Origin of the sequence: Devosia naphthalenivorans (assembly GCF_003056355.1) — a bacterium.
Classification (GTDB): Bacteria; Pseudomonadota; Alphaproteobacteria; order Rhizobiales; family Devosiaceae; genus Devosia; species Devosia naphthalenivorans.
Window position 1 is genome coordinate 119,565 of record NZ_PYVW01000011.1, and the last position, 24,774, is coordinate 144,338.

The following is a 24,774-nucleotide window of genomic DNA, read 5'->3' on the forward strand; positions in this document are numbered from 1 at the left end:
ATCGGCTCAACAGCCACTTTTCAGGAGTGTTAAGAGCACTCGACGGCGCAGCATAGGAATAGGCGGAAGGCCGATGAGACGCCGGCCTTCCATTGCCTCAGCTATTGCACGACCACGATTGGCGCGCCCCATCGGACCCGATCATAGAGGTCGATGACATCCTGGAAGAGCAGCCGTACGCAACCGCTGGACACGGCCTTCCCGATTGAATTGGCGTCCATATTTCCGTGCAGGCGATAGAGAGTGTCCCGATTGCCCTTGTGAATGTAGAGCGCGCGAGCTCCCAACGGGTTTTCCGGGCCTGGCTCCATCCCATGTCGGTAGGGCTCGAGTTCGGGCTGCCGCTTGATCATGTCGGATGGTGGCGTCCAGGTCGGCCATTCGCGACCATAGGCGATATGGCCGCGGCCTTCCCAGGCGAAGCCTTCCCGGCCGATGCCGACCCCGTAGCGCATGGCTCGGCCGTTCTCCATCGTCCAATAGAGGAAGCGGTTCGGCGTATCGACCACCACCACGCCCGGCTTTTCGCCCGTAATGTTTGCGACCTCCTGCCGCCAGTATATCGGGTCGACCAGATCGATGCGGGCCGCTGGAATCGGAAAGCGCTCGTCCGGTATGGCCGCATACATGGCGAGGTATTCGGGCGGGATCGCCGGTGCGGGAGGCGCAACGGGTATCGTAGGTTTGGTGGTCGTGCAGCCGGCCAGGGCAAGTGCAGCAAGGCTTGTGGCGCCCAGCATCATGTGCCGACGCGAAATCATGGTGATATGCATGTCATCCAGCAGCCTTCGCGGCCGCCTCTCAAGGGATCGGGATCAGGGATTTTGGCGAGGCTTTGTCGCCGGCGTTCCTAGGCGGTTCGCGGAGGTCGGAAACGCCCGTCGTCGCCCAGGGCAGTGATGGCGCTGTCCTGCGCCGCTGCGAACACCGCGGCTTGCGCATAGAGACTGCACTCGTGCACGAAGACCAAGACATCAATTGCCTGCTGGCAGGATATCACGTGCCCGTTGATCTTCTTGGAACAGCGTTTGAACGCTGGCGTGCTGCGTTGGGAAGCATCCGCCTCAACGCATAGCTCCTGGCTGGCGATCGTCCAGAACTGGCCACTTGCCGCGACGCTAGCCATAGCCGGCCCCGGAACGGCGGCCAATCCAAACAGCATAGCCATCAGCAGCAGGAACCTGTTCATGGCCCGGTTATAATTCATCCTGGGACAGGATGCGAGGCGCCGGACGAAAGAGTCTTGCGGCGTTGCATCTGCACAACGCCGCCTTGATGCACAGCATCAATGGCCGTGGTCGGGAGCACGGCATATTCCGCCCAATTAGGAAGCCGTCAATTACGGGCATGAAAAACGTCATCGAGGTGGCGGAGCAGCAGGGTGGTTTCGTCATAGTCACGCCTTTTCGCGCTCGAAATGACCGCGAACAGGAACAATATGCACATATGCAACTTAATGAATGGCTAGCCACCCATTGCTACTCACTCGGTATTTGCTGCCAAACAAGCAATGCTAGCCAACCTGTTGCAGCAATTCCTCCATCCGGTCTGCCGCTTTTGGAGGAAGTTTAGCTTCCTGTATAGCTTGCATGTTCGAAATGTCTTCGCCGACCTGAATCAACCCGACCATACCCATGCCAAAATGGGGTAGGCACTTGTAGCCATAGAGTCCCTCAACGGTGAGGGTTACCGAGATCTCTTCATTGATCTTGCCTTTCCAAGCCTCGCCACCTGCTGGAAGCGCGTCAGCAATGATCTCGGAATTGTGCCCCTTGTCGGTGGGCACGAATATAACGGTATCTCCCGGCGCAATTTTGAGGAACGCCGGCTCAAACTGCATTCGGCGCCCCTCGCCATCCTTGTTTAGCATTTGCACTCGGTGCTCAGTTCCTACAGACTGCGCAACGGCCGCGCCACCGAATGCTAGCGTGCTCACGAACAGCGTAGAGGCACCTCGAATCAAGGTTCGCCGTGACACTCTTAATTGCGAGTTGAGCGAAATCGCTGTTTGATCTTTTGGTCTGCGTGCCATGACGTGTTTCTCCGTTTGATTGATTTACAATGAAAGTGAGTGCGGAGCATCGGGAAAGTATAATATTACCACGAGACTAAGCGAGGTGCGACAGCAATCTCGTTATCGGAAGAATGTGCAGCTTCTCCACCAACGTTAATAGACCAAAGCGCCTGCTTCGGCACTGCGACATCGATGCGCACCGGCAGTTCGTCTAAAATCAGTCTAGTACCGCAAGGGCGTGGTGGCGCTGACTGGCAATTGGCAGACCGATCGATGCGACACATCCGGCACATGCGAACCGCAGCCTCATCGACAACGAGTTCAGTTTCGGTCCAGATACCCCCAGCAGCGGCGCCAGCCCCCTGAGGTGATCCTGCACGCTTTTGGCAGTGGCCGTGTTTATTGCCACCTTTCCCGTGCTCTAACTCGCGATCTGCCAATGATTGACCGCTTGCTAACTATTACCGGAATTGCCGTCCTTGTCCTGGCATGGGCTGGACCGTTGCCCGCCATGGTGCGCGGAAGCTTTGCGGCCCATATGACGCTGCACATGACCGTGGTAGGCATTGGAATCCCATTACTGGCCGCCGGAATTGGCCCCTTGGTCGCCCGGCGGAACTGGCTGCGCTCGCAGCTCGCCCTGCCGATTGCCGTCAGCATCATCGACCTGGTCGTCGTCTGGGGCTGGCACGCCCCGGCGCTGCACCACGCTTCGCGCACCCAGCCCTGGGCACTTGCCGCTGAGCAGGCGAGCTTTGCCCTTGTATCGCTACTCGTTTGGCTGGTGGCTCTAGCCAGCACCGGGGAAACCAGACGCATCGCCGCGCTGGCCGGCGCCATGGCGCTGTTCTTCACCTCTATGCACATGACCCTGCTTGGCGCCCTTATTGGGCTGGCGCCGCGTTCAATATACGGTGACCACCTGCAAGCTCCCACAGGTGGGCTTCCCGTTCTCATCGATCAGCAACTGGGCGGCGTCATTATGCTAGGTATTGGCGGGGTAATTTATCTGTCGGGCGGACTAGTGCTGATGGCGCGCGTCCTGCGGCGATAGCGGCAACACAGCCATGACCATCTAGAGCCAATCTGATTGGCGCTGTCTCGCCGGCGGTCTCTGCGGCAGCAACGTCCCATGCCGTGCCAATGTTAGGAATGTGCTGGTTTCTCTCTACCGTAGATTGCCGCAGCGAGAACGACGCGGCGCTATACCGAGTATGCCTATATACAGAGCCTAGTGCGTGGTTTGCGATGTCGGAAGCGTTTACCTGCTCCATTTGGATCGGCCGTGTAGCCGAGCCACGGAGGCTTAGGTCACACGGTCGGGACAACCCTGGTAACGTTCTTCGGCGTTTTTGACCTGTGCCTTTCATGTTGACGCCTTGGGGGGCGTTCGGTCAGTGTCGGCGCCAGGCTAGCAAGAACCGTCCTGGAATGAACGTCATAGCTCTCAGACCGATAATGCGCCATCGCGTAGGAAGCACCGCGCCACCCGCCTTGGCCTTGCCGGATCCGCCCAATAGGGGCAAAGGCGGCTCCACTCTTGACGCCAGCACCGTCTCGGATGAGGGCGCGTCCTATGACCGATAATCCCGCCACTGCCCGCCCGCGCTTTGCCCTCGTCGATATCGTCCGCGGCGTCGCCATCATTGCCATGGTGGTCTATCACCTGTTCTGGGACCTGAGCTATTTCCGCTTCATCGCCGCCGATGTCGGAAACGATCCGGCCTGGGTCTTGTTTGCGCGCAGCATACTTGCGGTTTTCCTGTTCCTGGTCGGGGTCGGGCTGGTGCTGGGCCACGGGCGCGGCGACATTCGCTGGCGCAGCTTCTGGAGGCGCTGGGGCTTTGTCGTTGTTGGCGCACTGGCCATTAGCGTGGCGACGTGGTTCGCCTTTCCGCAGAGCTTTGTCTATTTCGGCGTGCTGCATGCTATCGCCCTGTTCAGCCTGATAGGGCTGGCCTTTGTACGTGCCCCGCTCTGGCTGGCGGGGGGGGTAGCTGCCGTGGTCATCGCCCTGCCCTTCTTTTACTCCGACGCCCTGTTCAACGACAAGGCCTGGTCCTGGATCGGCTTCTGGCAGGTGCCGCCGCCCACCAATGACCTCGTGCCGGTCTTTCCCGGGCTGGGTGTTGTGCTGCTAGGCGTTATCGCCACGCGGCTGGTGCTGTCCTCGGCTTGGGCGCCGCGTCTTGCCGCCATCGCACCAGCCGGACGACTGCCGCGCCTACTGGCCTGGCTCGGGCGTTGGAGCCTGCTGCTTTATCTGGTGCACCAGCCCATCCTGCTGGGGCTCGTCTATCCGGCCTCCTTGGCCTTCCAGCCGCAGTTGGCCATGCGCAGGGCCGACTTCCTGCGCTCGTGCCAGTCGACATGTCAGGCGGGTGGCACAGCGCCGGGTCTCTGCACCACTTATTGCCAATGCGGGCTCGAGGGCGTCGAGACCAACAGGCTCTGGAACGCCATCGAAACCGGCATGGTCACAGCCGGCGATCAGACCCTACTCGATGCGCAGAACCGGCAGTGCTCGGCCTTGATCTATCCCGAGCTCAATGCGCAGCAGTGACGCCCGCGCACTATGGGAACTTTGTTCTTTTGCGCTTTTTTGCTCAGATTCTACCGTGGATAGTAGGGCAAAAACGGGCCTTGATTGTCCCAGCCCGGGCCACGGGTGGCTCCGCGTCGCGCGGGACCCACATATATCCTAGTCTGGACTGGCGTGCATCAAACTGCGACGCCGCCGAGGTCTTGCACATGATCAGCAGATATCTGCGCAGCACCGTCGAGCACGACTTCGGCACCATCAAGGGCTGGATGGGCGCCACCCACTTCCGAACGCGGAAGGACATCGTCAAACTAGACATTTCTTCGAAACTGAATTGTGCTTCGTTGCACCTGGCTTATGCACCAACCAAGGTGTTGAGATTGCTGAAGCGGGAAGTTGGTGCACAAATCTTGAACTATGCGCCCAGCCTCGATGCGGCTACTGCAAGTGCTTTTCATAGTCATTTTTCTAACTACCTGACAACCTTGATGTTTCTGCAATTCAGTGATTGAACGTGCCCTATGGAGCACTCTCTTAGAATCGCCGTTGCGAGCTTGGCCGTCAGCATTGCGGTGCTGGCGATCAAGTACGCTGCATTTTTGCTCACTGGCAGCGTGGCTCTTTATTCGGACGCACTCGAAAGCATCATCAATGTTGTGACGGCTATGACCGTAATCATCGCGATCCGGATTGCTGCGCGGCCCGCTGACGCCGAACATCCATATGGACATCACAAGGCCGAATATCTCTCGGCCATTGTGGTTGGCATTATGATTGTTGTTGCAGCCTTTGCGATCCTACGTGAAGCCTATGAGGCGTTTCTTCACCCCAAGCTAATCGAAGACACTTGGGCAGGGCTTGCGGTAAGTGTGGCTGCAACCGTACTCAACGTGATCTGGAGTTTGGTCCTGATCCGGCAAGGTCGAGCACATCGCTCGGCGTCGCTTGTGGCAGACGGCAAGCACCTGATGACAGATGTGGTCACGACCATTGCCGTGCTCGTCGGTGTAGTCGCCGTTGTGCTGACGGGCATCGCCGTTCTTGATGCCGGGATCGCAGCGCTAGTTGCTCTTAATGTGCTTTGGAGTGGTTGGGGCGTTATTCGAGATAATGCAAGCGGGCTCATGGACGAGGCCGCACCGCCTGAAGAGTTGGCCACAATCCGCAACATTATCGGACAGAACGCACTTGGTGCCATCGAGGCACATGCCCTACGCACCCGCCATGCTGGAACAGCGACCTTCATCGACTTTCACTTGGTTGTGCCAAGCACGATGAGCGTTGGGGCGTCGCACGATATTTGCGACACCATCGAAGCGGCGCTGAAAGCCCATGTTACAGGTGCCATCATCACCATTCATGTGGAGCCGGAAGGCAAAGCCAAGCACAAGGGAATTGTCGTGGCCTGAGACATGAAATGCGCAGATTCCCAGCTGGGATTATCGCACCTTGCGGTTCTGAGAACACCCATGTCGAACACGGTCCCTTCCTGGTCCTACACTTCATTCGCGGCCAACGCTGCTGGCATGAGGCGCCATCGTAGAGCGTGCTGTACCGGAAATGCTCCAAATGCTGCGTGGTCACATGATGGGGAACTCTTTCAAGTGTTTCGACGCGTAACAGAATGATGCCGGCGGCAAGCAAGGCAAGCGCGCCACCGAACAGGTCCCATCGATCGGGCACTCTCCCTTCTGCGAGCCACAGCCAAAGCAGCGACGCTACTATGTAGACCCCACCATAGGCCGCGTATGCTCTGCCGGCGTGCTCGGTAGGTGCCAGCGTCAGCAGCCAGGCAAAGGCGATCAATGCGGGGACGCCAGCCAACGCCCACATCGGTGACTGCCCTTGCCTCAGCCACGCCCAAAAGGCGAAGCACCCGACTATCTCGGCCACCGCGGCGCCGGTATATCCGCCTCAATCCCTCGATGCTGGTACCGTGTGATTGTTGATCCGGAAGAGAGAGGAACAGAGCAACATCATGACGCCAGCCGTGATGCCGACATCGGCCAGATTGAAGGTGGGGAAGTGCCAGCCACCGGCGTGGAGATCGATGAAATCGGTGACGGCCCCGTCAGGAATCCTGTCCACAAGGTTGCCCAGTGCCCCGCCGAGGATAGAGGCATAGCCGAGGCGTTCGAGAAGATGTTGGCTCTTGTGCCATAGCCACGCCACCACAAAGCAGATGGCGAGGGTCAAAAGGACTATCGCCAACCAGCCCTGCGTTCCGTCCGAGGCGAACATACCGAAGCTCACGCCGGTGTTGAACCCGAGCGTCAGGTTCAACACCGGCAGAGCCGGCACGATTCTGCCATCGAGATACATGAGCGCCGCTTCCTTGGTGGAGGCATCCACGCCGATGATCCCGAGGATAAGAAAGAGGGAAGCGTCCCGGTTACTCATCTGCCGGCCTGCTTGAGGTCCGAACGTGCATCGCGGATGATAGACCAGGCGGACTGCAGGAACAGCCCCGCGACCGCAAAGGCGACGATCAGGTCCGGCCATTGCGAGCCGGTCCACCAGACGACCGCGGCCGCGGCGACCACGGCCAGGTTGCCGATGGCATCATTGCGCGAGAAGAGCCATACGGCCCGCATGTTGGCATCACCCTTGCGATGCGGGATAAGCACCACGGCAGCCAGCACGTTGACGGCGAAGGCGACCAGGGCGAACCCGCCCATCAACAGGCTCTCGGGTTGGTGTTCGACGAAGATCCGGTAGACTGTTGAAGCCATCACGCCCAATCCAAGGAGGCCCAGAAAGATCCCCTGTAACAGCGCCGCCTTGGCTCGAGCCGCAAGACCCCATCCTACCGCTATCAAACCGAGGAACGAAATCAGGCCATCGCCGAGGAAGTCGAGCGAATCCGCCTGCAGCGCCTGGGAGCCAGCGATGAAACTGCCCACTATCTCGACGATGCCGTAGCCGACGTTGAGCAGTACGACGGTCCAGAGCGCACGCTTGTAGGCCGGCGTGACATGCGACAGGTCGGGGATGTGGTCATCGTCGTCGCTACCCGCGGCGTCTTGGTTGCCTTCGAAACCCGAACCCTTTCGCACGCCGATCCGGTCGAGCTGGTAGCCAAGGTCGGTCACCGCACTCTCCAGCACTGGCAATCGCCGGTCCGGATCGTCCACTTCCAGGGTCATGACTTGCGATGCGATGGAGACCTTCACGTCGTGAACACCTTCCACCTTTCGGGCGGCGCCTTCGATCTTGGCGGCGCAGGAGGAACAGTCCATGCCGGTGACTTGGTAGCGTATGGTTTCGGCAGCAGCACTCATGCTCATAGGCCTTCTTGAGGTGGATCGGCACAGAGGCTACAACCTGTAGTGACTACAGGAGCAAGCGGAAAATGCAGATCGGAGACCTGTCGCGTGAAACGGGGGTCAATATCGAGACCATCCGGTACTACGAGCGTTCGGGAGTACTCCCTCCACCAGCGCGGCAGGATAATGGCCGGCGTGTCTATGACGCCGCGGACGTGCGGCGCCTTGGTTTTATCCGGCATGCCCGCGATCTGGGATTCGACCTGCAGTCGGTGCAAACCCTGCTGGCCCTGCAGGAGCAGCCGCAGGCTTCGTGTGCCGATGCCAGCCGCATCGCCCAGGCGCAGCTGGACGAAGTGGAGCGACGAATTTCCAGGCTACAGAACCTTCAGCTTGAATTGTCCAGAATGGTGACAGAATGCCGGAAAGGAGTGGTGGCGGAATGTCGGGTCATCGAAGCGCTCAGCACGCCATTGTCCTGATCGCAACCACCATGCTGTGGCTGGGCGCACCTCTTAGATTTGGGCTGCAAGATAACGGACGGAACAAGCAGGGCGTTTTCTCGTTGGCTGGCTTATGAGTGAAGGATACATCCAGGTTCCGGCAGCTCCGGGCTTCGACAACACCTTGGCCTTCCTCCGCGAAGGCTACGACTTCATCGGCACTCGTTGCGACGATCTCGGTGCGGATGGTTTCGAGACGAGGCTGATGCTGCGCCCGGTTCTATGCCTGCGCGGACAAGACGCCGCCGATCTCTTTTATGGACAGAACCTGTTCACCCGGAAGGGCGCAATGCCTCCGTCCACACTGCGATTGTTGCAGGACAAGGGTAGCGTTCAAGCTCTTGACGGTGAGGCGCATCGGCACCGCAAGCGGATGTTTGCGCAACTTCTGGTTGATACCCCGCCTGATCGGATGGTCAGTCTATTCGAGCGGCATTGGCGGGAAGCCGAGGTAACCTGGATAGCGAAGGAAGGAACGGAACTCTTTGCAGCGTCCAATATGGTCCTGACGCGTGCGGCCTGGGAATGGTGCGGACTACCCGTCGACACCGTGAACATCAACGACCTTTGCGATCAGTTGGTGGGGATGGTGGAGAATGCGGGCCGCGTCGGTCCACGCATGTGGCGGGAACTCGTACGGCGGGCGGCATTGGAGCGAAAGCTCGAGAGCCTTATCGTTCAGATCCGCAAGGGAGAACTCAAGGCGCCTGAGGATGCGCCCGTCAGCTTTGTTGCCCATTGGATTGACAGTGACGGAAAGCAACTATCTGCAAAGGTGGCGGCGGTGGAGCTCATCAACTTGCTGCGCCCCATCGTCGCCATCGGTCGCTGGATACTTTTTTCAGCCATGGCGCTCCATCACCACCCGCAATGGCAGACAAGAATTGCCGGGGGAGAAGATGATTGGATCGAGCCCTTTGCGGAGGAAGTGCGCCGAACTTACCCGTTCTTCCCGGTGATCGGCGGGCGGTCACTTCGTCCATTCACCTGGGGCGGCAAGCGTTTCGACAAGGGTCAGTGGGTGATGCTGGACCTCTTCAGCACCAATCGAGACGGTAGGATTTACCCGAACCCACTCATGATCCAACCAGAGAGGGCCTCCAGCTGGCGAGATCAGGACTTTCGTTTCATGCCACATGGGGCAGGCGATCTTCGGAAAGATCATCGCTGTCCCGGCGAGTGGTTGACTGTATCGATCATGAGCAGTGCGATCCGCCTGCTTACCCAGGAGATGAAGTATCAGGTTGATGATCAGGACCTAGCTATGCCGATGAACAGATTGCCCACGCGTCCGGCAGGTGGCCTGCGGATCCGATTTGTGGATCACACGCTAAAGGCAGCACATCAGTCTAACGGGTAGCGCCTTGTCGGGCCCCGTTCTGTATCTCCAAACAATTGTCTGCTCCGTAAAACGCGCAACAACTTGGCCATACTCATTCGATGGCGTGGAAGGCGTTCTCCTGTGGCAAGATGGCGAAGTGTCCAATGCTTCCAGGAGGAGAATGGACCCTGGAACTAACGCGTCGAAGATCGAGCACAAAGCTCAAGCGTCGTGCTGATGGTGCTTGCACTTGCCGTGGTCAGCCAGGATTTCGATCACTTGGCAGCTTTCGACCCTCCCGTGGGAACATCCTTCCACCATACGCTCCAGTTCGGCCTCGAGAGCCTTGAGGCTGGTGATCTTCTCCTTGACCTCGACCAGCCTCGCCTTCGCGATGGCGTCGGCTTCGCCGCATGACTGGCCAGGACGGTCTTGTAGCGACAACAGGGTGCGGATTTGGTCGATCTCGAAGCCCAACTCACGCGAATGGCGGATGAAGGTCAGGCGGTCCGCATCTTTCCTGTCATAGGTCCGCCGGTTGCCCTCGGTCCTGGGCGGTGGCGGCAACAGTCCGATCTGTTCGTAGTAGCGGATGGTGGGCACTTTCACCCCCGTCGCTTCCGAAACTTTGCCGATTGCCATGCCATGACTCATTTTGCGCTTGCTCCTATAGCCACTGGAGGATGTAGGCAGTGAGACAAGATTGCAAGGAGCTAGCGCCATGACGGCAAGGATTGAAACAACACGCTTCAGTGTACAGGGCATGGATTGCGCCAGCTGCGCCACGAAAGTGGACACTGCTGCCCGTCGCGTAGCGGGCGTCGAGGATGTTTCGGTTTCCGTCATGGCGGGCACGATGTCGGTGCGGCATGAGGCACAGACTGACCTTCAGGCGATCGCCGCCAAGATCAGCAACTTGGGCTATCCGACCAAGCCCATACGCGCTGTCGACCCGGCAGATGTCGCCCAGTCATCGTCGGGACCTCATCTCCACGGCGATCATGACCATGATGAGGACGGTCCCTGGTGGAAAACCCGCAAGGCTGTGCTGACGATTACATGCGGGGTGGCTCTGCTAATTGCCTACCTCATCGGACAGGTGATCCCACAGATCGGTCATTGGGCATTCCTGGTAGCGCTCCTGGTGGGACTTGTTCCGATCGGTCGCCGCGCCATCGCGGGCGCAATGGCAGGGTCGCCGTTCTCCATCGAGACGCTGATGAGCATCGCCGCGATCGGCGCCGTCATCATCGGCGCCACCGAGGAAGCCGCTACCGTGGTACTGCTGTTCCTGGTCGGCGAACTGCTGGAAGGCGTGGCTGCCGGTCGCGCCCGGGCCAGTATCAAGGGATTGGCCGATCTCGTGCCGAAGACTGCTCGGTTGATCGAGGGAGATCAGGTTCGGGAAGTCCCGGCTGCAGGCCTTGCCCTCAAGGCGATGGTGATGATCCGCCCGGGTGACCGTATCCCCGCCGATGGCGACATCGTCGAAGGCAGCAGCGCCGTTGATGAGTCTCCCGTCACCGGCGAAAGCGTTCCCAAGAACAAGGGGCCAGGGGACCGCGTGTTCGCCGGCACCATCAACACCGATAACGTCCTCAAGGTACGGGTGACCGCCAAGGCCAGCGACAACACGATCGCCAGGGTGATCCGATTGGTGGAAGAAGCCCAGGAAAGCAAGGCGCCGACCGAACGCTTCATCGACCGGTTTTCCCGCTACTACACGCCTGCCGTTCTGCTGGTCGGGGCTCTCGTTGCCATTGTGCCGCCGCTGCTGCTGGGCCAGGCCTGGGGCGAATGGGTCTACAAGGGTCTGGCCATCCTGCTGATCGGCTGCCCGTGCGCCTTGGTGATCTCCACGCCCGCCGCCATCGCCGCCGCACTATCGGCAGGCGCACGTCGTGGCTTGCTGCTTAAGGGTGGCGCCGTGCTCGAGGGGTTGCGCAAGGTGACCACCGTGGCGCTCGACAAGACCGGCACCCTGACCGAAGGCAAACCCCAGGTCACCGACATCGTGGAGGTGGGGCTCTCGCGCTCGAAGGTACTGTCCATGGCAGCTGCCATCGAAACTGGATCGAGCCATCCTCTTGCCCTGGCGATATTGGCCAAGGCCAAGGCTATGAACGTCCCGGTGCCCCCTGCCATGGATGCCAAGGCCATCGGCGGCAAGGGGGTGACAGGAACCGTTGGCGGCGATCGCCTGCTGCTTGCCTCCCCGAAGGCGGCTAACGAACAGGCAGGCATTCCCGCCGAACTGCAGTCCCGGATCGACGGCTTCAACGACGAAGGCAAGACGGTCTCGGTCCTGCTCGCGAACGACAAGATCGTGGGTATCTTCGCGATCCGCGACGAACCACGCCTCGATGCCCGTGCCGGTCTGGATGCGCTCAAGGCCGCGGGCGTGAAGACTGTGATGTTGACCGGTGACAATGAACGCACCGCCCAGGCGATCGGGTCCTCGCTCGGCATGGACGTCCGGGCCGGGCTGCTGCCCGAGGACAAACAGCGCATCGTGCGTGAGCTGCAGGCCGGCGGCGCGGTGGTGGCCAAGGTTGGCGATGGCATCAACGACGCCCCTGCTCTTGCTGCTGCCGATATCGGCATCGCCATGGGCGGCGGAACCGACGTGGCGCTCGAAACCGCCGACGCAGCCATCCTCCACGGGCGGGTCCTCGACATCGCCAACATGGTCGGTCTGTCCAAGGCTACCATGGCGAATATCGGCCAGAACATCGCCCTGTCCTTGGGATTGAAGGCCGTGTTCCTGGTCACCACCGTTCTGGGGATCACCGGCCTCTGGCCGGCCATCCTGGCAGATACCGGCGCCACGGTGCTTGTTACCGCCAACGCCATGCGCCTCTTGGGCTGGAAGGGGCTGACGCACTCATAGTCCAACGGGTCGCATTCCGGTGGGCGGGAATGTCCGCTAATCCTGCTGCCAACAGAAGCTCACACGAAGGCTGATCCATGCAGAAGCTTATCCTGGCCCTAGCTATTGCCGTCCTCACCGCTCCGGCACAGGCGCACGACTTCACCTCGGGTTCGATCTTCATCGAGCACCCGATGATCCAGGAAGCGCCGCCCAACGCCCCGGTGCTGGGTGGTTACGTCACTATCCACAACAACGGCGATGTTCCGGAACGCCTGGTGGGAATCGAAAGCGAGGCCGCCGAGAAGGTGGAACTGCACCAGTCGGTGGTGACGGACGGCATCGCCCGGATGGAGCCCCTCGCAGAGGGCATGGAAATACCTGCCGGTGCCACCGTATCTCTGGGCGACGATGGCACGCACGCCATGTTCATCAAGCCTGACCGCCGCTACGAGGCCGGTGACGAGGTCGCCGCGACCCTGATCTTCGAGAATGCGGGACCGGTCGAGGTTGTCTTCAACGTGGAAGAACGCTCCGCGAAGGCTGCCCCGAACCACGAAGGCCACGGCAAGTGACCGGGAAGACTTCGACCGGCATGCGTAAGCTCCGGATCGTCCTTTGGGCGCTGGTGGTTGTAGCAGCAGCCGGTGCGGGTTTCCTGGCGTATGGGCCCAAACCGACCGGCGTATCCGAGGTCGAGGCGATCTACGCCAAACCGTTCCAGCTTGTCGATCAGAACGGCGCTGCAGTGACCGAGGCAAGCTTCCTGGGCAAGCCATCTGCGTGGTTCTACGGCTTCACCCACTGCCCGGACGTCTGCCCGACGGCTCTGGCGGAAATGTCGGCGTTGCTCGAAGAACTGGGACCCGATGCCGACAAGCTCAACGTGGTTTTCGTTTCGGTGGACCCCGAGCGCGACACGCCCGAAATCATGAAGGAGTACGTCGAGTACTTCGACGATCGCATCACCGGGCTGACCGGCGACCTGGCCCAGATCAGCACCATGGCAAAGGACCGCTACATCTTCTTTGAGAAGGAGCCGATGGAGGGTGGCGACTACCTGATGGGGCACCAGGCATCCATCCAGCTGGTCACTGCCGACGGACGCTTCTTCGGTACCCTGGCGACGGAGGAAGGATTCGACACCCGAATGGCCAAACTGCGTCGGCTCATCGGCCAAGGCTGATCGGAACCGCATCCTCGGAGCACTTGACGGGATGTTGTTCCTAAGGGGACGAAGTCGCTGTGCTCTCGACATCATCAGCTGGGGCACGACCTCGTTCGTTGAGGACGTAGTCGAGCTCGGCCATCCTGGCTTCCGAAAGACCTGCGTTCTCGGCGAAACGGGGCCAGGCATCCACGGCGGCCTTGACCTCGTCGAAGATTGCCTGGGCCCGAAGGGGAGTCAAACCCGCTCCCTTCGCCTCCTGCATGATGTGTCTGTGTCCCGGGTTCCGACCTTCTCCAGCGATTGCCATGTTGTGTTCACCGCCGGGACCTGACGAGAACGTGAGGTCATACGCAGGCGTAGGCACCCAAGTGCCATCGGCCTTCATCTGGAATGCATGGTTTTTGGAATGGTCGTCCCGGTTTCGCGCCAGCACGTTGAAGACCATGCGGGTGAACATGCTCTCCACGTGCCGCTCGTCCCGGGTCAGCAGGCGGGTGGCCTTGAGAAGGATACCGTAGTCCACCTGGGGCTCCCGGTGGTCTGCGTGCAGCAAACCGCTTAGGGTATGAACATGGATGGCGCCGGCGGCACTGCGGTCGAACCGTCGCACGGCGAAATAGGCGTTCCCGCTGGAACCCCTCAACAGCCGCGTCTCCGGCATTTCCACGCCCGCGGCCCTTGCCATGAGCGAGTACGCGTACTCCTCCGGCCCGATTTCCCGCGGATCGCTTTCAGCGCGGAACTTGACGATCCACGGCTCGTAGCCGACCGCCAGCCCGGTGTTGCGGTCCTGGACCAGCAGGCCCGTTGCAGTATCCAGCCCTACGACGATCTTCGGCCTGACGCCGCCCGAGCCGCCTTGTGCTGCCTGCAACCGGTCAACGTCGGCTTCCGGGGATTCCTCCTGCACCAGTTCGGCCTGTGTTGCGAGCCAGTCGAGGTCGAGGTCGCCATAGACGACTTCCTCGAGCAGGCCGACCGGTTTGTAGCGGAGGGCACCCATACCCGTGGTGCCGACGAAAGAGAGACGGTCCAGCGGACCCAAGGTCATGAAGTCGTAGCCCAGCCGCTGCAGGCGCCGATCGAGGAGTTTACGCCCCCAACCGTCCGGCAGGCTGTCGTTGAACAAGCCATGCAATCCTTCAAACGGCACGTGCGGCGCAGGTTGCGCGCCCGGCCGCAATGGCAAATTGAACGGGGAAAGGTTCAGGCGGCGGTCGAGTGCCGCTTGGCTGTACTCGAAATAGCTCCGCCTTTCCCCTGCCCGCCAAGCAATGCGCCCGATGGGCAGCATCTCCCCTGCAAGCTCCAGCGTGACCTCTACGCTGAGGACATGGTCGAGCTGTTTCATTTCCGCCTGCCCCGCTTGCGAGGCGCCTTCTCGACGACATCTTCGATCCTGGTGATCTGGGACGGCGGGAACAGGGCCTCGAACTCCCGTTCGGCTTCGAGGGCATAGGCGATCTTGACCACCGTCTCGAACCCTGCTTTTCCCGTGCGCTCGAACAGCTTCAGCGTGCCCAGCGATACCCCTGCTCTTGTGGCCAAACCTTCCTGCGTCAGGTTTTTCGACAGCCGTAATTGCCTTGCCCTGTGCGCAAGAGATGCCATCGTGTCGGAAGGTGATTGAAGCTTAAGGGATATCATATCCCCCAATACATCGCATTTCAGGATATAGCAGTCAACATTTTATCCGGTAACGCTGGAGCGTTATCCCTTGCGGGGGCAACAACTCAAAGCCGTTCCCCGATCGCCTCCATCTGTTCGATTTCCCGACGCTGCGCCTCGATGATCTCTCCGCACAACTGTACCAGCTCGGAGTCCTGGAGGTCAGCTTCACGGCACATGAGGATCGCTCCCGAATGATGCGGGATCATGGAGTCGATGAACTGACGGTCATCGATAAAAGCCTGGGTCCTGGTCCCCAAAAAGGACAAGACCGTGATCAATGCGAAAGCGGCGTAGAGGACGACGTTCATGGTGCGTTTCGGGAACATGCCCGGCATCGTGGCGAGCATGAAGATTCCCATAGGGGCCCACATGGTCAAGGCCATGTAGAACATGTTCATGTTGTTGCGGAAGTCGCCCAGTCCGTCGATCATGGAGAACATGACGACGTACATCACGACAAGGCCGAGCACCATGTTGATCCAGAACATGAGGTAGGGTCGTCCATGACCACCGTGCCCGCCGCCTTGACCGTGGCGATCCGCTTGATCATGGGCGTGTGCTTCATGCGTCATTCGGTTTCTCCTTCGCAGAGTTGTCGATCACCGCTTCGCTTTGGCAAAGAGATCGACCAGTTCGTTGAACTTGGCCCGCTGTGCTTCAATATCCCCCGATGTAATCGCCTCGGCCACGCAGGAGTCAGCGTGCTGCTTGAGGATCTCGTCCTCAGCTTTTGCCAGGGCCGCTTTCACGGCCTGCAGCTGGGTCAGGATATCGATGCAGTAGGCGCCCTCATCCACCATGCGCGAGACGCCGTTCACCTGGCCGGCAATACGGTTTAGACGGTTGCGGATCGAGATAGATCGTTGGGTGCACATCGAGTACCCTCCGGGGGTATAAGCGACGGGCAAGCAGTTGGTTGCTTACGGCTACTTCTATACTTTCGCTCAAGCCCCGACCCATATGGCTGGAACAAGTTGAGAGGCCAAACGTGAGCGAGTTCAATCCTGTCGACCTCGAGCGGCTTGGGACATGGCCGCCAAACGTTCTTGATTTCCTCCGGGCACACGCCGAAGCCCTCAGGTCAGAGAAGACAGCCGAACACACCTACAATCTGGCCGGCTCGCTCCACCGCCTGCGCAACCCCGCTCCAGTCATGAGGCGTTGGCGTGAGGCCGAGGCTCTCATAGCCGAAACCATGGTGAACCGGGAGCTCAGGGCTTTTCATGCGACCAGACTAGTGGACTTCAACGCCATCCACCAAGAGGGCCTGCTGCGGCTGGATTTCAATCGAGACCAGGAACGGCTGAAACGCACACTCGCAGGGCACCTGCCGCCGGAGCGGATTGGTGACGTCGACGCTGCCTTGGCCAAGATGCTCGCCCCCGATCCGCATTTCCCGGAACGGGAGTGCGCCGTGTGGGCCACCCCGATGCGTCGCATCCTGCATGACGGCGGCTGCGAAGTCTTCTTCGAGTCATTCGGCGGCGAAGCTGTCGAGCGGCTCGCCGGCTATCTGGGTGGCGAGCTCCCCACTGCGCTGGCAGGCATAGGGGAGCCCGCCGTTGTGGTGATCCGCTACCCGGTTTCGGGCTGGTGCGCCTTCACGGACGGTCGCCTGCCGCAATCCATGATCGAGTTATATCTCGAAGCACAGGGCGACTGGGAAGCGATGGATCACGGGTGGGACATCATGATCGAACGCGATGTCCCACCGGAGCGGATCGAAGCTGTTGTTCGGGTCGCAGATCCGGCAGTACAGCCTTGAGCTGGTAAGGCCCGGCCATATGCCGGGCCAAGATCATCAGCCTACCGGCACTTCCCGTCGCGGGCGCTCCGCGGAGCAAGACGAGTGCTCCAAGAGCGCCGACATGGTGATCGGATCTAGGCGAGCGCCATGCCCAGTGCACCGAGCAGCGAGGCGGGCAGAACGTCGACAACGAAACTGCCGCCTTCTGGAACACGCGAAAACAGCAGCAGCGAGCCGGCCATCGCGAGCAAGCCGATGAGGATGTTGGCCTCGATCCCGAACCGAGCAACCAGCTTGCCGGACAAGCCCACCATGATGACCATGATCGTCAGCGTCATCGGCAGCAGCGCCAGTCCGCTGTACAGGGCGGAAAGCCCAAGCGTCTGCTGCAGGTAGAGGTTGAGGTAGAACCACAGTGGTATCCACGCGGCACCCAGCAGCGCCATCAGCAGGTTGCCCACAGCGAGGTTCGGTGCAGCGAAGATCCGTAACGGCAGCAGCGACTCACGGGAGATAACCTGCAGAACGAGAAACAGCACCAGCAGGGCAACTGCGGCGCCCAGCAGCAGCAGCGTCTGCGGCGAGATCCACTGACCCGGTACCGTCGTGACGATGGCATAGACTGCGGTGACCAGCGATGCCGTTACCGTCAGCGCACCTTCCAGTCGATGCGGCCCCGCACCGGGGCGAGGTAGCGGATGACCGTTGGTGCCAGCGCGAAGACGACGAGCCCGAGCGGAACGTTGATCAGGAAAGTCCATGGCCAGCTGAGCCATGAGGTTTCGACTTGAATGATTCCCATTGAAACAGCCCTTGACCTTCCCATCGTTGGAAGCGTTACCTATCTCGGCAGTCAATCGGAAGGACTGTTTGAAATGTCTCTCGCAATCGATCTTCAGAGACCGACCGGCGTCGACGCCTCAGTGGCGACACTGGACTTTCAGGTCGAGGGCATGACCTGTGCGTCGTGCGTTGCCCGTGTGGAAAAAGCTATCCGCGTCGTCCTGGGCGTGGAGTCTGCCAACGTCAATCTCGCGACCGAAAAAGCGACCGTCAGCTTCAGCGGGGCACCCGATCCGCAAGCCGTTGTCGCTGCCATCGAGAAGGCGGGCTATGTCACCCGCCAGGAAACAGCCGAACTGCGGATCGAAGGCATGACGTGCGCCTCCTGCGTGTCCCGGATCGAGAAGGCTCTTGCCAGCGTGCCGGGCGTCTCCTCGGCGTCGGTGAATCTGGCGACCGAGAAGGCCATCGTCACGTTTCCTGCCGGCGCCGTGGCGCGGGTTCAACTGGAAGAGGCCGTTCGCTCGAGTGGATATGAAATCGTCCGGCAGGCTCAGGTCGACGATGGCGGAGAGCCAGTGGATCGCCGTGCAGCCGAAATCCTGCACCTGCGCAATGCGCTGTTCGTTGCCGCCGTGCTGACGGTGCCGCTCTTCATCATGGAGATGGGATCGCACTTCGTCCCGGCCATCCACGACTGGGTCATGATGGATCTGGGGCATTCCAATAGTCTCTACATTCAGTTTGCGCTCGCGACCGCCGTTCTGTTCGGGCCCGGCCTGCGCTTCTTCCGCAAGGGCATCCCTAACCTCGTGCGGTTGAATCCCGACATGAATTCCCTGGTGGTGCTCGGGACCAGTGCGGCGTGGGCATATTCTGTCGTTGCCACCTTCCTGCCCGGCGTCCTGCCCGCGGGAACGGCAAACGTCTACTACGAAGCCGCTGCGGTGATCGTGACGCTGATCCTGCTCGGACGCTTCCTCGAGGCCCGGGCCAAGGGTCGCACGAGCCAGGCGATCAAGCGCCTGGTCGGCTTGCAACCGAAGACGGCCCGCGTTGTCCGGGGCGGCGTTGCCGTTGAGGTGCCGCTCGAGACCGTAATTGCTGGCGACATCGTGGAGATCCGTCCCGGGGACCGCATCCCTGTCGATGGCAGCGTCATCGAAGGCGATTCCTACGTCGACGAGTCCATGATCACGGGTGAACCGGTCCCGGTCCGCAAGTCAGCCGGGGCGGATGTTGTCGGCGGCACGATCAACCGCACCGGAGCCTTCAGCTTCACCGCCACCAAGGTTGGTTCAGACACGGTCCTGGCCCAGATCATCCGCATGGTGGAAGCTGCGCAAGGCTCCAAGCTGCCGATCCAGGCCCTTGTCGACAAGGTGACGGCCTGGTTCGTTCCTTCCGTCATTGCCGCGGCCCTGCTGACGTTTGCCGTGTGGGCGGTATTCGGGCCGTCCCCAGCCTTGACGTTCGCCCTGGTGAATGCGGTGGCGGTGCTGATCATCGCCTGCCCCTGCGCGATGGGTTTGGCGACACCGACGTCGATCATGGTCGGCACCGGTCGTGCCGCCGATCTCGGCATCCTCTTCCGCAAGGGCGAGGCGCTGCAAACCCTCCGTTCCGCGCAGGTCGTCGCCCTGGACAAGACCGGGACGCTCACCAAGGGAAAACCCGAGTTGACGGACATCGAGGTCAGCATGGGTTTCGAACGAGAAGATGTCCTCGGCCTCGTTGCCGCCGTCGAGGCCCGTTCCGAGCACCCGATCGCAGAGGCCATTGTGTCTGCGGCGAGAAAAGAAGGCCTGAAGACTGATGCGGTCCAGGGCTTCTCGGCGGAACCCGGCTTCGGCGTGACAGGAACCGTAAACGGCAAGATCGTTCTTGTCGGTGCGGACAGGGCCATGACCAAGGCAGGCCTTGATACGGCAGCCTTCGCGGCAACAGCGGCTCGCCTCGGCGACGAGGGCAAGACCCCCCTCTATGCAGCCATCGACGGCCAGCTCGCCGCCATCATCGCGGTCTCGGACCCGGTGAAGGAGACCTCCGCCGAAGCCATCAATTCGCTGCATGCGCTTGGCCTGAAGGTCGCCATGATCACCGGCGACAATGCCCGCACGGCACAAGCCGTGGCCAAGCGCCTGGGCATCGACGAAGTCGTGGCCGAAGTCCTGCCGGAAGGCAAGGTGGACGCGATCAAGCACCTCAAGGCGGGTGGTCGCACCGTGGCTTTCGTTGGCGACGGCATCAACGACGCCCCTGCCCTGGCGGAAGCCGACGTGGGTTTGGCGGTGGGAACCGGAACGGACATCGCCATCGAAAGCGCCGACGTGGTGCTGATGTCGGGAGACCTGCGCGGGGTTGCCAATGCAATCGCCCTGTCGAAGGCGACGATCGGAAACATCAAGCAGAACCTCTTCTGGGCGTTCGGCTACAATGTTATCCTCATCCCCGTTGCGGCAGGCGTGCTCTACCCGCTGAACGGCACCCTGCTGTCGCCGGTGCTGGCCGCCGGCGCCATGGCCCTGAGCAGCGTCTTCGTGCTCGGAAACGCCCTGCGCCTGCGCGGCTTCGCGGCGCCTGTCGATCAATCCGAGGTCCGCTCCGTGCAGGCCTCCACCTCCCTCAAACTTGTGGAATCAGCATCATGAACATCGGTGAAGCATCCAAGGCCAGCGGCGTGTCGACCAAGATGATCCGCTACTATGAATCCATCGGATTGATCTCGGCCCCGCTCCGGACCGAATCCGGCTATCGCGTCTACTCCGACAACGAGGTGCACGGACTCCGGTTCATCAGCCGGGCCCGGGATCTGGGCTTCTCCGTGGAGCAGATGGGGGACCTGCTGGCACTATGGCGGGACCGCTCCCGTGCCAGTGCCGACGTCAAGTCCATTGCACTGGAGCACATCCGCGTGCTGGACGAGAAGGCCAAGGCGCTCAAGGCGATGAGCGACACCCTTCGGCACCTGGCAGACAACTGCCATGGCGACGGTCGCCCGGACTGCCCCATCATCGAGGGCTTCGCCCAAGCCGCCCCTACATCGGTCAAGAGGCGCCAGCCGCGCTTCGGAGTGACCGATGTAGCTCCGGACCGCAGCCATGCCTGAGCGGGTCGCACCCAAGGTCAATCGATTGATCGAGACCGCCATCAACGTCGATGATCTGGACGTGGCCGTTGAGTTCTACAGCCGCGTGTTCGGGTTCCTGACATTGCACCGGGACGGCGCGTCGTGGCATCCAACGCCGGCGCCGCAATGGTTTTGCTGCTCTTCAAACGAGGCGCCAGCCTGACGGAGCAGGTTCTGCCAGGTGGTGCTCTCCGTCAGTTGGCTGTCACCTCCCCCGGGTTAGGATGACGCATGAGATTCACCCGTTCCAAGCCCCTGCCTACAGTCGTCCTGGTCGTGATCCTGATCGTATCCGCGTTGGTCTCGGGATCGATAATCGCCATTTTGTTGGCGAGGGCTATGGCCGCGGCCTTGCCGGCACGGGCAATCTCTGAGCACGCATTGCCCGAAACGAATGATGAACGCCGGCACCAGGTTGGACCGTCACGTCGCTGCCTCCAGCCTCCAGCGACCCTTTCAAAAAAATGTATCTTCACCCTTGACCTTCCCTCCGTTGGAAGCCCCACATTGGGGCAATCACCGAAACGAAGGAGTTCTGATATGTACAATTTCCAAGTCAACGACATGACCTGCGGCCACTGCGTCTCCACGATCGAGAAGGCCGTGAAAGGCGTTGATGCAGCAGCCGAGGTGAAGATCGATCTCCCCGCGCGCAAGGTGGACATCAGCAGCCAGAAGCCGGCGGAAGCGTTCGCGGAGGCAATCACCGAAGCTGGCTACACCGGCCAGTTGCAGGCATGAAACCATCGGCAGGCGATGAGCCTGCCGTCCTCTTACAAGGCTCGGGCCGGATCACCAGATGCCCGTCGACCAATGTCGAGCGCTGATGTTTTCACTGCCGCCAACAATACGGGATCGAACCATGAAATCCGAGCTGACCGCCGCCCTATGGCTACTTCCCATCCTTGCGGCAGGTGCCACGGAACACACCGCCCCTCTACCGGCGGGAGAGCTGTCTCACATCCATGGCGTCGTGCTGCCCGCCGGATCCGATGATGTGCTGCTTGCAACCCATTTCGGTCTCTATGCGGTAAACCGGACTGGCATGGCCACCATGATTTCGGCTGCGGCAGATGATTTCATGGGGTTCACTTCCGGAACGGACGGACGACTCTATGCCAGCGGTCATCCGGGCAGCGGCGGCAACACCGGGGTCATAGGCACGTCCGGAGCCGGAGCGGAATGGTCGCACCTTTCCGATGGTGTCGGCGGACCGGTCGACTTCCACGCAATGACCGTCAGCCCTGCGGACCCCGATACCCTTTACGGCTCGTATGGCGGTGTGCAGGTTAGCCGCGATGGAGGCCGCACCTGGGCGCTGGCGGGCTCCGGCCCGTCCGAGCTCATCGATCTGGCTGCCGCCGCGGACGAGCCGGGGCATGTCTACGCCGCCACCACGACGGGCCTTCACCAAAGCGTCGACTTCGGCAAAACCTGGTCGCCTGTTGCTGAGGGCCCCCCCGTGACGGCGGTGGAAGTCGCCTCCGATGGCGGTTTGCATGCATTCGTTCCCGGGACCGGATTTCTAGCGCTGAACGATACTTCCGAACTTGTTCCCGTTGGAGAGATGAAGGACACGGTGGTGCTTCACATGGCCTTCGATCCGGATGATCAGGGACATCTGGTGGCGGTAACCGCTGAAAGTCAGGTCATCTCCAGCATGGACGGGGGAAGGTCGTGGTCTTCGTTCGCCCCCTAGCGTCAATCTGTACCCTGGCAGCGCTGTTGACCTGCACACAGGGTCAGGAACTCGACGGGCGAGAGTTGTATCTGGAGCAGTGCGCCAGTTGCCACGGGGTTGACCTCGAGGGCCAACCGGACTGGATGGCCCGCCTGCCGAATGGCCGTCTTCCGGCCCCTCCCCATGACGAAACCGGCCACACCTGGCATCACTCCGACCGGCAGCTGTTCCGGATCATCAAGGAAGGTCTCGCATCGATCGTGCCGGGCTACGAAACCGACATGCCGGCCTTCGGTGACACCATGAGGGACGATGAAATCAGGTCGGTGCTCGACTATATCAAGGGTACCTGGCCGGAACGCCAAACGGACTACCAACGAGCCAAATCACAAGCCGACGGGGAGTAGCTCCTCGTCCGTAGACCCTGTCCAAGGCAGCAGTCATGCACGGCAGGCAATTGGAATATCACGGGTCAGCGGCGCTTGAAGGCTGCAACTCCGCAGTTCGGCCGCCTGTTTGCCTGGCAAGCCGACGGGCTATCAGGAGCACGACCGTCGGCCATAACATCGTGTTGCCGATGTCCCTGAGCGCACCGGTGATATCGATATCGGGCGGGCTGTGATGGAAAGCGTCGAGGAATTCGTTCGCGAGTTCGAAGGCAAGAACAACCAGCCACGGCACGATGCTGGCCGGTCCTCGCCGCAACACCAGCATGGCGGCAACATAGATGCCCAGGCCGATGTGGATGTGCAATGCGTCCCTGCTGAGGAACAGCAGTTCGCTCAGTTCCGTCTTGATCTTGTTGAGCATGCCTGCCTCCGGCAGACCTTTTAGCAGCGGAGCGTTGCCGTCTGCTTAAGCGACCCTGAGAAGTGGAAGCGCACCGTGGTGCGCTTCCTTGTACCTGCTTACTCGTTGGCGCCTTCACCTTCGAGCCAGGAGACCATTTCGGCGATCTCCTGCTCCTGGGCGTCGATAACCTTCTGCGCCATTTCCTTGGCCCATTCGTTATCGCCGTGTTCCAGCTCGGCCTTGGCCATGTTGATCGCGCCTATATGGTGGGGGATCATTCCGCAGACGAATGCCACGTCGATGTCCTCAATCATCATCGCGTCCATCATCTGCTTGTTGGTCTCGTCCATGCCCGCCATCAGGTCGGTATGGGCCTCGTCCATCTCGTGGGACATGTCCATCGACATATCTCCCGACATGCCTTCGGCACTCTTGCAGATTTCCGGCAGGTCGGCAGCCATGGCACTGTCGCCGCCCATGGCGGACATGTCGTGACCCGGCATCGCATCCTGGGCAGAAACGAGCGAAGAGGTCCCGGCAAGAACGACGGAGGCGAGCAGTGCAGTCTTGAAGATGTTCATTTTCGAATTTCCGTTGGGTTGAAGAATTGGTTCAAGCGTCCGTGCGGAAACCCTTCGGCGGTCGATCTATTCGTACAATCACCCGATGTGGAGCGGGCTCCGTCACATCGGCGAAGCGGTCGACGGTCCGCAGGACGGGAAGCGTCGCACTGGGTGCCGCCGGCATTCCGCCAAGGCAGAGACCCATACCGCAGCACACCGGCATAGAATGCGGATCACTGTCGCAGTGAGCCTCGCATTCGACATCCGCATGATGGTTTACGTCGCTCACGGCATGTTCGACGCCACTGGTTCGTGCCATGGCCCCATGGTGCAAGGACATGCTGGATACGACCGCGACAAGAACTGCGAGGATCATGCGGATCCTCGTTCTCGTCACTGGCGATGCTGCGGAGCGTTCCATGGCACCCAAACCCGTTCCGGCACGTGCCGGTTGCAGGAATCGCCTGCGTTGAAGAGCTCGACGGGTCATGCGATGCGAGCTGAACGGAGGCGCAGAGAGTTCCCGATCACGCTGACGGACGACAGTGCCATGGCCGCGGCGGCGATGGCCGGCGAAAGCGTCAGTCCGAAGAGTGGATAGAGGACCCCGGCGGCTACGGGCACGCCGGCAGCATTGTACACGAAGGCAAGAAAGAGATTTTGCCGGATATTACCCATGGTGGCCCTGGAAAGTTTCCTGGCACGGGCGATGCCGAGCAGG

At 60.9% G+C, this 24,774-nt stretch carries 29 protein-coding genes and 2 pseudogenes; 16 read left to right on the forward strand and 15 right to left on the reverse strand.

What is annotated here, in order from left to right; translation table 11 throughout:
• Positions 1–101: 101 nt before the first annotated feature.
• The 3 genes from C8264_RS14360 to C8264_RS14370 all read right to left on the reverse strand — a co-directional run bounded on the left by C8264_RS14360 (position 102) and on the right by C8264_RS14370 (position 2,032).
• Positions 102–773 carry a L,D-transpeptidase gene (locus C8264_RS14360; RefSeq protein WP_205245687.1) on the reverse strand — a complete coding sequence of 224 codons (672 nt, stop codon included), beginning with the start codon at positions 771–773 and terminating at the stop codon, positions 102–104.
• Between the two features lie 77 nt (positions 774–850).
• Positions 851–1,189, reverse strand: coding sequence for a hypothetical protein (locus C8264_RS14365; RefSeq protein WP_162783659.1), 339 nt, complete (start codon positions 1,187–1,189; stop codon positions 851–853).
• 324 nt (positions 1,190–1,513) lie between these two features.
• On the reverse strand, positions 1,514–2,032 hold the full coding sequence (locus C8264_RS14370) for a pseudoazurin (RefSeq protein ID WP_108461657.1): 519 nt from the start codon (positions 2,030–2,032) through the stop codon (positions 1,514–1,516).
• Between the two features lie 421 nt (positions 2,033–2,453).
• Here C8264_RS14370 and C8264_RS14375 point away from each other — a divergent pair, with 421 nt between their 5' ends.
• The 4 genes from C8264_RS14375 (at position 2,454) to C8264_RS14390 (ending at position 5,965) form a co-directional block, all read left to right on the forward strand.
• Positions 2,454–3,068, forward strand: a complete 615-nt coding sequence (locus tag C8264_RS14375; RefSeq protein ID WP_108461658.1) for a cytochrome c oxidase assembly protein — start codon at positions 2,454–2,456, stop codon at positions 3,066–3,068.
• Between the two features lie 522 nt (positions 3,069–3,590).
• On the forward strand, positions 3,591–4,577 hold the full coding sequence (locus C8264_RS14380) for an acetyltransferase domain-containing protein (RefSeq protein WP_162783660.1): 987 nt from the start codon (positions 3,591–3,593) through the stop codon (positions 4,575–4,577).
• Between the two features lie 188 nt (positions 4,578–4,765).
• Complete coding sequence (locus C8264_RS22930) at positions 4,766–5,068, forward strand: hypothetical protein (protein WP_162783661.1); 303 nt, start codon at positions 4,766–4,768, stop codon at positions 5,066–5,068.
• 9 nt (positions 5,069–5,077) lie between these two features.
• Positions 5,078–5,965 (forward strand): cation diffusion facilitator family transporter, encoded by an 888-nt coding sequence (locus C8264_RS14390; protein WP_108461661.1) that lies wholly within the window; start codon positions 5,078–5,080, stop codon positions 5,963–5,965.
• Between the two features lie 211 nt (positions 5,966–6,176).
• Here the strand turns inward: C8264_RS14390 and C8264_RS22605 are convergent.
• From C8264_RS22605 to C8264_RS14405, 3 genes and pseudogenes are all read right to left on the reverse strand, one after another.
• Positions 6,177–6,464, reverse strand: a pseudogene (locus tag C8264_RS22605) (YnfA family protein); the annotation flags it as partial.
• A 6-nt stretch (positions 6,465–6,470) separates the two neighbouring features.
• On the reverse strand, positions 6,471–6,956 hold the full coding sequence (gene lspA, locus C8264_RS14400; RefSeq protein WP_162783662.1) for a signal peptidase II: 486 nt from the start codon (positions 6,954–6,956) through the stop codon (positions 6,471–6,473).
• Positions 6,953–7,837 (reverse strand): cation efflux transmembrane domain-containing protein, encoded by an 885-nt coding sequence (locus C8264_RS14405; protein WP_245893206.1) that lies wholly within the window; start codon positions 7,835–7,837, stop codon positions 6,953–6,955. Before C8264_RS14405 ends, lspA begins: the two co-directional genes overlap by 4 nt.
• Positions 7,838–7,908: 71 nt before the next feature.
• Between C8264_RS14405 and C8264_RS14410 the strand changes: the two genes are divergently transcribed.
• Together C8264_RS14410 and C8264_RS14415 are read left to right on the forward strand one after the other, a co-directional pair.
• Positions 7,909–8,304: a MerR family transcriptional regulator gene (locus tag C8264_RS14410; RefSeq protein WP_108461664.1), complete on the forward strand. Its 396-nt coding sequence runs from the start codon at positions 7,909–7,911 to the stop codon at positions 8,302–8,304.
• Between the two features lie 94 nt (positions 8,305–8,398).
• Entirely contained in the window at positions 8,399–9,685 is a 1,287-nt protein-coding gene (locus C8264_RS14415; protein WP_108461665.1) for a cytochrome P450, read from the forward strand.
• 183 nt (positions 9,686–9,868) lie between these two features.
• Here the strand turns inward: C8264_RS14415 and C8264_RS14420 are convergent, their stop codons facing one another.
• Positions 9,869–10,288, reverse strand: a complete 420-nt coding sequence (locus C8264_RS14420) for a MerR family transcriptional regulator (RefSeq protein WP_245893207.1) — start codon at positions 10,286–10,288, stop codon at positions 9,869–9,871.
• 79 nt (positions 10,289–10,367) lie between these two features.
• Here C8264_RS14420 and C8264_RS14425 point away from each other — a divergent pair, with 79 nt between their 5' ends.
• The 3 genes from C8264_RS14425 to C8264_RS14435 all read left to right on the forward strand — a co-directional run bounded on the left by C8264_RS14425 (position 10,368) and on the right by C8264_RS14435 (position 13,701).
• On the forward strand, positions 10,368–12,536 hold the full coding sequence (locus C8264_RS14425) for a heavy metal translocating P-type ATPase (protein WP_108461667.1): 2,169 nt from the start codon (positions 10,368–10,370) through the stop codon (positions 12,534–12,536).
• A 77-nt stretch (positions 12,537–12,613) separates the two neighbouring features.
• Positions 12,614–13,090 carry a copper chaperone PCu(A)C gene (locus C8264_RS14430; protein ID WP_108461668.1) on the forward strand — a complete coding sequence of 159 codons (477 nt, stop codon included), beginning with the start codon at positions 12,614–12,616 and terminating at the stop codon, positions 13,088–13,090.
• Positions 13,087–13,701 (forward strand): SCO family protein, encoded by a 615-nt coding sequence (locus C8264_RS14435; protein WP_245893208.1) that lies wholly within the window; start codon positions 13,087–13,089, stop codon positions 13,699–13,701. Before C8264_RS14430 ends, C8264_RS14435 begins: the two co-directional genes overlap by 4 nt.
• Positions 13,702–13,741: 40 nt before the next feature.
• Here the strand turns inward: C8264_RS14435 and C8264_RS14440 are convergent, their stop codons facing one another.
• From C8264_RS14440 to C8264_RS14455, 4 genes are all read right to left on the reverse strand, one after another.
• On the reverse strand, positions 13,742–15,037 hold the full coding sequence (locus C8264_RS14440) for a type II toxin-antitoxin system HipA family toxin (RefSeq protein WP_108461670.1): 1,296 nt from the start codon (positions 15,035–15,037) through the stop codon (positions 13,742–13,744).
• The gene (locus C8264_RS14445; RefSeq protein ID WP_035098249.1) at positions 15,034–15,333 is read right to left on the reverse strand and encodes a helix-turn-helix domain-containing protein; all 300 of its coding nucleotides are present in this window, start codon (positions 15,331–15,333) and stop codon (positions 15,034–15,036) included. Before C8264_RS14445 ends, C8264_RS14440 begins: the two co-directional genes overlap by 4 nt.
• A gap of 86 nt (positions 15,334–15,419) precedes the next feature.
• A complete protein-coding gene (locus tag C8264_RS14450) occupies positions 15,420–15,929 on the reverse strand; it encodes a DUF305 domain-containing protein (protein ID WP_205245688.1) in 510 nt (169 codons plus the stop codon).
• Positions 15,930–15,956: 27 nt separating this feature from the next.
• Complete coding sequence (locus C8264_RS14455; RefSeq protein ID WP_108461671.1) at positions 15,957–16,232, reverse strand: metal-sensitive transcriptional regulator; 276 nt, start codon at positions 16,230–16,232, stop codon at positions 15,957–15,959.
• Positions 16,233–16,345: 113 nt separating this feature from the next.
• On the opposite strand from C8264_RS14455, the gene C8264_RS14460 reads away from it, so the two are divergent.
• Positions 16,346–17,122, forward strand: a complete 777-nt coding sequence (locus tag C8264_RS14460; protein ID WP_108461672.1) for a hypothetical protein — start codon at positions 16,346–16,348, stop codon at positions 17,120–17,122.
• A gap of 116 nt (positions 17,123–17,238) precedes the next feature.
• Here C8264_RS14460 and C8264_RS14465 read toward each other — a convergent pair whose 3' ends face one another.
• The gene (locus tag C8264_RS14465; RefSeq protein WP_108461673.1) at positions 17,239–17,880 is read right to left on the reverse strand and encodes an MFS transporter; all 642 of its coding nucleotides are present in this window, start codon (positions 17,878–17,880) and stop codon (positions 17,239–17,241) included.
• 99 nt (positions 17,881–17,979) lie between these two features.
• Between C8264_RS14465 and C8264_RS14470 the strand changes: the two genes are divergently transcribed.
• From C8264_RS14470 to C8264_RS14495, 6 genes are all read left to right on the forward strand, one after another.
• The gene (locus C8264_RS14470) at positions 17,980–20,538 is read left to right on the forward strand and encodes a heavy metal translocating P-type ATPase (RefSeq protein ID WP_108461696.1); all 2,559 of its coding nucleotides are present in this window, start codon (positions 17,980–17,982) and stop codon (positions 20,536–20,538) included.
• Positions 20,535–20,996 carry a Cu(I)-responsive transcriptional regulator gene (gene cueR, locus C8264_RS14475; protein WP_108461674.1) on the forward strand — a complete coding sequence of 154 codons (462 nt, stop codon included), beginning with the start codon at positions 20,535–20,537 and terminating at the stop codon, positions 20,994–20,996. The genes C8264_RS14470 and cueR overlap by 4 nt, the downstream gene beginning before the upstream one ends.
• The gene (locus C8264_RS14480; RefSeq protein ID WP_108461675.1) at positions 20,989–21,180 is read left to right on the forward strand and encodes a VOC family protein; all 192 of its coding nucleotides are present in this window, start codon (positions 20,989–20,991) and stop codon (positions 21,178–21,180) included. The genes cueR and C8264_RS14480 overlap by 8 nt, the downstream gene beginning before the upstream one ends.
• A gap of 377 nt (positions 21,181–21,557) precedes the next feature.
• A complete protein-coding gene (locus tag C8264_RS14485) occupies positions 21,558–21,758 on the forward strand; it encodes a heavy-metal-associated domain-containing protein (protein ID WP_035098238.1) in 201 nt (66 codons plus the stop codon).
• A gap of 121 nt (positions 21,759–21,879) precedes the next feature.
• On the forward strand, positions 21,880–22,716 hold the full coding sequence (locus C8264_RS14490) for a hypothetical protein (RefSeq protein WP_108461676.1): 837 nt from the start codon (positions 21,880–21,882) through the stop codon (positions 22,714–22,716).
• Positions 22,695–23,105, forward strand: a complete 411-nt coding sequence (locus tag C8264_RS14495) for a c-type cytochrome (protein WP_108461677.1) — start codon at positions 22,695–22,697, stop codon at positions 23,103–23,105. Before C8264_RS14490 ends, C8264_RS14495 begins: the two co-directional genes overlap by 22 nt.
• Before the next feature lie 58 nt (positions 23,106–23,163).
• Here the strand turns inward: C8264_RS14495 and C8264_RS14500 are convergent, their stop codons facing one another.
• The 3 genes and pseudogenes from C8264_RS14500 to C8264_RS14510 form a co-directional block, all read right to left on the reverse strand.
• Entirely contained in the window at positions 23,164–23,508 is a 345-nt protein-coding gene (locus C8264_RS14500) for a hypothetical protein (RefSeq protein ID WP_108461678.1), read from the reverse strand.
• A gap of 98 nt (positions 23,509–23,606) precedes the next feature.
• A complete protein-coding gene (locus C8264_RS14505; protein WP_035098229.1) occupies positions 23,607–24,071 on the reverse strand; it encodes a DUF305 domain-containing protein in 465 nt (154 codons plus the stop codon).
• 468 nt (positions 24,072–24,539) lie between these two features.
• Positions 24,540–24,774, reverse strand: a pseudogene (locus C8264_RS14510) (haloacid dehalogenase); the annotation flags it as partial.